The organism is uncultured Clostridium sp., from assembly GCF_934754915.1.
Lineage (GTDB): Bacteria > Bacillota > Clostridia > Clostridiales > Clostridiaceae > Clostridium.
In genome coordinates this window covers 1-6,473 of sequence record NZ_CAKVKB010000158.1, presented here as the reverse complement: position 1 = coordinate 6,473, position 6,473 = coordinate 1, and the positions used below count along the sequence as shown (strand labels likewise).

Below are 6,473 nucleotides of genomic sequence, written 5' to 3'. Positions count from 1 at the left end.
TATTTATTCTGGTGATACTTATAATTTTGCTTTAAATTCATAGATTTATAGTCTACTTAGAAGTTTTCTTTCTTCAGATACTGTGAAATAATTGCTTTTCTTATCCATAAGTTTAAGCTTACATTCAAAGTATTACTTATCATCCAAAGTCATCTTACCCTCTGTTTTAAGCATGCATCTAAATTTTAGCTGTAACTTAAAATATAATAAAATCAAAACAGCTTTTAGATAGTATCTGCAAAAACAAAAACTATATAATATCAAAAGACTTCTATTTTCACACAATACTTTAATAGATAATATTATTTCTTAATAGTAAACCAATATAGCAGAAGTAATTCAAAAACTTTTGCTACATTATATTTATTATATTAATTAGAATTTTTCATATATTCTAAGCTCTGTATTTATAGGTTTCTAAAATCATATCTTCCTAACTTAATGTAAGCGCTCCATATTATACTGTATAGATATGCAGATTTAAATGTATAGTACATATTATCAATTTAAATATGGCTGTACATAACTAACCCATATTTCTTTTACAACCTCTTCAACTGACATACTTTTCTGATTAAATGACATTGATAATGAGAAATACAATTTCAGCTCTCCATCTTCAACTTTTGAGCTAATCATTCCATTATATGAGCTATTATTGCCAAAAGAATAATTCTCACATGAAATACCTATGGTATTTTCTCGCATCCCCATCCAATTTCCAAGAGACAATTTTAAGAACCTTACCTGATTACCATTCTTATAATATTGATAAATAACCGTCCTGCTATCTACTGCCTCTATACCTACTTGTATATTTGTATTATTATTTTCAAATTGAGCTGAAAGTTCTTTCATCAAATTATTAATCTCCTGAAAACTTCTACTCATAAATTGATTTTTCTCTAAGTCAGTTGGTTCAACTCTCATATTTGCTTTTGGAATATTTAAGCTTAAAAAAATATCATTACCTTGTGCTTGTGCATTATATGATTTATTCTCAGCACTTACTGAACTATTATTTAATAAACCACTTTGCTGTAATTTATCCTCTATAGCCTTGTTAACATCAGAAACATTAGGATTATTCATATTTGCTACTTTATATAAAAATTCATCCATAGATAAAACTATATTTTGAGTTTTTTTTAAATCATCTATTATATTTCCTGCATTAACAATATCTATTTGACTTATCTGTTCTTGCAATTCTTTATATTTATCTTGCCAGTATTTTATATAAGGTATTCTTCCAGCAGATGGATATATGCTTGTTTCTACAACAACAGGAAAAATTTTATTCATATAATCTTTTTCCTTCATTACTTCTAAAACTTCATACATACAATTAAAAGATTTTAAATAGTTATCTGATATAATCAAGACAGCATAATCCATATCTCTAATTGTTCCCATATATTCACGAATACTCTTCCAATTGCTAATATCTCTTATATCTCTATGTATTGTTATTCCTTTATTTGCAAAATACAAATCAATATTATCAGCATAAACAGAATCCTTTTGACAATATGATACGAACATATTTACCATGCACTTCCACCTCCATTTTGTATTATTTATTAATTACAGAAATACTCTTTTACTTTATCAATAATTTTTTATATAAACAACTACACATTTTTTAGCTTAATTAAAAGAAACAGGATTTATATTAAAATTTATTTCATATTCAAATAATGTTATATTTCTAACCTGGGTAATAGCATATTTAAGCTTATCATCTATGCTCTTTGCAACAATAACTCCATGAACTTCTTTGTCACCTGCAATATTAGCTTTTATCCACCCCATATATCTTAATATCTGCCCTAATGTAGCATCATTTCCTCTACTTAATTTCAGTTCAAATATTATAAAGTTATCTTCTTCATCTAGAGCAAGTATATCAATAATGCCAACATCTGTTCTAAATTCAATCCCATCAGTTCCATTATCCTCTACATATAACTTTAAGGACTTTCCATTTACTTTTATAGTATCTATATTCTGAGCAATAAAATCACGTAGATGGCTTTCTAATGGAAAATAATATTCTTCTACATCTTTTTGGGCTGAATCTTCTTTTATTTCAACATTGATATCATGTTTTACATCATTTTTTTCAGCTACAATTAACTTTCCTGTTTCATCTTCTTTTATTTCCCATATACCATGTTTTTCCGGATTATATCTTTCAACCTGCCCTCTTCCTGTAGTATATAAAAAATCATATTTAGTATCTGATATTCTAGGCTTCTTATTTTCTGGATAATGAATTCTTGTAGCATGATTAACAGTACACACAATTATCTGACATGTTATTGTATTATCATTGACTTCTCCATACTTATTATGAATATATTTTTTAATATCACTATACGAAGCTTTGTCTCCTATATTATCCATAGCCTCTTTTATCATTTGCCAAACATAAGGTTTCTCTGCCATTTATACTGCACTTCCTTTATTACTATAATTTCATGCTATTAAGAAGTTCTTTCAATTTTATTAATTCATCTTTACTTAAAGTAATACCTTTCCCCATCTTCTCGTGTTCAGGAGCCCAATCTCTTAAATCATACTTTGCTTCTTTACCATTCCAGCTTATAAGATTTAATTCCTTAGTCCAACCCTTAGGTGATTCTGATATAACACCAACTGCTTCTTTTATTTCATATTTAATGTCTACCATCTATTCTCAACTTCCTTCTATGATTTTTTAATTAAAAATTTATAGAAAATACTAAAAAAATAAATTATATAATCTTTTCAGCATTTGTTTTAATCTCTGAAACCTTATTCATTATACTTCTTGCTGAATCCATATTATCTTTAAATAGAACAGTTAAACTTCCAACAGTCCTGAATGGGTCTTCCATAAGAACTCTATTGTCGTCAATCAATCCATTCTTAACAACATAATCAACTATAAGCTTAACAAAATGTATCTGCTTTGTATTAAGATTCTCATTATTCAAAAATTCAGAGAATATTTCATTAGCTGTTGCTCTGTCTAATCCAACCATCTTTCTTACAAGCTTATTTACTGGCATATCTCCAAATTCTTTCTTATAATCTTCCTTTGTACCAAGCTCATTCCACATAATAGATTCAAGAGTTTTTACGTCCTGCTCTGTAAGTTGTTTATTATTTTTCAACTTATGAATAACCATCTCATTTTCATGCTCTTTTAAATAATATTCAACCTTCTTCTTATAATTTTTAAGATTATTGCTATTATACATAGCCCCATGAGATTCTTCATTTATAACCATATCTTCAAAATGCGTATAATATGGCTTTTGTTTTTCTTTTTCAAGATACTTTAACAATTCTCTTAAAACTTCTCTTACTTCATCAAGTTCAAATATATCTACATCTTCCCAGAATTCTGTTGTTCGAACTTTATCAATAATATACTTATTTTCTATAATATCTGGGATATTTCCTCCAATTTTAGATAACTGCTCTGCTGTATCTATAACACTTTTTATTGGTCTTGTTGCATTATTGCCCTGTAGATTAGCCAATTCTATTGTATAGATTAATATATCAAATCTTTTAGCAAGTTCATCATCATTTAACGTAGTTATTAAAGGAGAAACATGTTCTTTTATTTCCTTTGTGCTTACTGCTCCAAGTGCCATCCATTCATCTTTATTTTTATATTTTTGGACATACTGCAAATTCATCTTAACCATAAAATTATCTTCATTAAGATTATTAACAGCTTCTAAAACTCCATTTAACAATTCCTGTTTATAATTGATATATTCATCATCATCTGAATATCTTAAATCTTGCAGTTCTTTTATCAAATCAACTTTAAGATTAAAAATTCTTTCACTTAATGTTTGTCCCATATTTCCTTCAAAGCCCTTTGGATTCATTCTAAAGAACTCAAAATTATTACAAAAATCAAATATTAAGAACTTTTCTTTATTTTCTCCTACTCCAAGCAAATCTTCACAAAGCCTTGTTCCTCTTCCTATCATCTGCCAGAACTTAGTCTTTGAACGTACTTTTTTAAAAAATACAAGATTTAATATTTCAGGAATATCAATACCTGTATCAAGCATATCAACACTTATAGCTACTTGTGGTTCTTTATTCTTATCTGAAAATTCATCAATAAGTGATTCTGCATAATTAATTTTATTATCTATAATTTTTGCATAACCACTACCAAGCTCAGGAAATAGCACATCAAATCTACCTTTAATAGATTCTGCATGTTTATGGCTCTTAGCAAATATAATAGTCTTTCCAAGTTTTTCATTACCTTCAATTCTTAAACCTTTTTCCATAAGCTTATTAAGAACTAAATCTATTGTATTAGCATTAAAAAGCCATTCATTTACAGCCGTACTTGATATCTCATCATCTATATTTTCATCATCATTGAATTTTTCTTCAAATTCTTCCTTATCCTCATCTGAAAGCTCATCATATTTTATTCCGTCTTCCATTATCTTTGACTTAACTTCACAAGTTTCATAATCTACAAGGAATTCGTCTTCAACAGCTGTTTCAAATTCATATGCATACGTAGGGACTCCATTTTCCATGTCAAAAATACTATATGTATTTTTATCTACTTCATCTTTAGGAGTAGCTGTAAGTCCTACCAAAAAGCTGTCAAAATAATCAAAAATAGCTTTATATTTTTTATAAATACTTCTATGAGATTCGTCAACAATTATTAAATCAAAATGACCACATGTAAATAACTTTTTACCATCCTTACCTTTTGTATCGTCAATAGCATTCATCATTGTTGGGTATGTTGAAAATACCATTCTTGATTCTTCAGGATTATCCCTGCTATCTAATAAATTACAAAGTGAAAGGTTTGGTAACAATTTTGAGAAGTTTTTCTTTGCCTGTTTTACAAGGGCTGTTCTATCAGCTAAAAATAGAACATTCTTTATCCATTTATGCCTTTGCAATACATCAACTAAAGATATTGCTGTTCTTGTTTTTCCAGTACCTGTAGCCATAACAAGAAGTAATTTTCTTTTTCTCTGTTCTAATTCCTCACAACATTTTGTTATTGCTTCTTTTTGATAATATCTGTTTGAAATTTCATCTTTAATATCTATATTATTTAATGACTTACGCATACTTCTTCTATCAATCATAAGCTGAAGTTCATCTTTTTTAAAGAATCCATATACTCGTCTTTCTGAATATCCATTATAATCATCCCATATATAAGTTTCAAAACCATTAGTAAAGAATATAACTGGTCTTTGATTATACTGTTTTTCCAAGCAGTCAGCATAAAGCTTAGCCTGTTGTTGTCCTATTTTAGGGTCTTTGCTTGTTCGCTTAGCTTCAACTACTGCAACTGGTTTTCCATTATCACCATAAAGAACATAATCAGCACGACCTTCTCCAGCATTATTAGGCATACCATATAATACTTTTTCTTCTTCAATATCTTTCTTAAAATCCCATCCTGCAAGTTTAAGCTCAACATCTATATATATTTTTCTTGTCTTTAATTCACTTATTTCATCAATTTTAAAATCATAATTCTGAGTGTTTTCTTTTCTCTTAGCTGTTATTTCCTTTCTAAGCTCTTCATTTTCCTTTATTATTTCTTCAAGTTTTCTATCCTTTGAGCTTAGTTTTTCATATAAATTTTTAAGTTCTTCAGGTCTTACCCTCTTTTCTTCTTCTCCTTTTAAAAGTGAAGTTTCATCAAACTGCTTCTCAGTATAATTATCTCCATAGCAATAATCAATCCAGTTTATGAATTGAAATAAATTGTTTAATGATAATATTGCTTCATCTCTTGTTATATTTTGATTAGTATGAACAGCTATATTTCCAAGATGTATAACAAATTTAAGTATATCAAGCATTCCACTATCAATAAGTTCTACAAAACTATTATTATGAATTAAAGAGCTTATATTATCCTGATATGGTAAATTTAAATCATCATCATAAGCATAAACCCACTTTACTGCCAATTCTAAAGCACGTCTTGAAAGTATTGCAGTCGTTGCAGGACTAACTAATATACTTTTTTCTGCTTCAATACATGCATCTGAAAAAGCATTAAATTCCTTTTTAAACTTTAAAAACTCAAAGTTTGTACACAAAACTATCTCCCCCTTACTTATCTACAACATATCCATATTCTTTCAATCTCTCCTTATACATTGTTCTTTCTTCTTATGTAAATTATTGCATATACTTATTTTTCAATATTAAAACTTCAACATAAACCTTAATTTGTAATTATTTTCTTTATTATTTTATATATGTAATTATATAACATATCCAGGTGCATATATATACAGCATATTATTCATTACATCAAAATTATGTTTTAATTGGTTATTTTTGTATTAAATTTAATGAATTTCACATAATTTTATAGCTATTCTGTAATGCAACTTTTAATTTGTCGATTACCTTAACAAAATCTGCGAATTGATTTTGGAGTTCTATTGGTG

The 6,473-nt window shown here is 27.7% G+C and carries 4 protein-coding genes; all 4 read right to left on the bottom strand.

Annotated elements, in window-relative coordinates; all coding sequences use genetic code 11:
• Positions 1–501: 501 nt before the first annotated feature.
• The 4 genes from Q0F58_RS16195 to Q0F58_RS16180 all read right to left on the bottom strand — a co-directional run bounded on the left by Q0F58_RS16195 (position 502) and on the right by Q0F58_RS16180 (position 6,116).
• Complete coding sequence (locus Q0F58_RS16195) at positions 502–1,554, bottom strand: toll/interleukin-1 receptor domain-containing protein (protein ID WP_294378865.1); 1,053 nt, start codon at positions 1,552–1,554, stop codon at positions 502–504.
• Positions 1,555–1,650: 96 nt separating this feature from the next.
• Complete coding sequence (locus Q0F58_RS16190) at positions 1,651–2,451, bottom strand: endonuclease NucS domain-containing protein (RefSeq protein WP_294378863.1); 801 nt, start codon at positions 2,449–2,451, stop codon at positions 1,651–1,653.
• A gap of 22 nt (positions 2,452–2,473) precedes the next feature.
• On the bottom strand, positions 2,474–2,695 hold the full coding sequence (locus tag Q0F58_RS16185) for a YdbC family protein (RefSeq protein ID WP_294378861.1): 222 nt from the start codon (positions 2,693–2,695) through the stop codon (positions 2,474–2,476).
• 64 nt (positions 2,696–2,759) lie between these two features.
• Positions 2,760–6,116: a DEAD/DEAH box helicase family protein gene (locus tag Q0F58_RS16180; RefSeq protein WP_294378859.1), complete on the bottom strand. Its 3,357-nt coding sequence runs from the start codon at positions 6,114–6,116 to the stop codon at positions 2,760–2,762.
• Positions 6,117–6,473: the final 357 nt, after the last annotated feature.

Excerpts from the sequence above, each read along its gene's own strand:
- Q0F58_RS16190 (WP_294378863.1), bottom strand. The coding sequence starts at position 2,451 with ATGGCAGAGAAACCTTATGTTTGGCAAATGATAAAAGAGGCTATGGAT.
- Q0F58_RS16185 (WP_294378861.1), bottom strand. The coding sequence starts at position 2,695 with ATGGTAGACATTAAATATGAAATAAAAGAAGCAGTTGGTGTTATATCA.
- Q0F58_RS16195 (WP_294378865.1), bottom strand. The coding sequence starts at position 1,554 with ATGGTAAATATGTTCGTATCATATTGTCAAAAGGATTCTGTTTATGCT.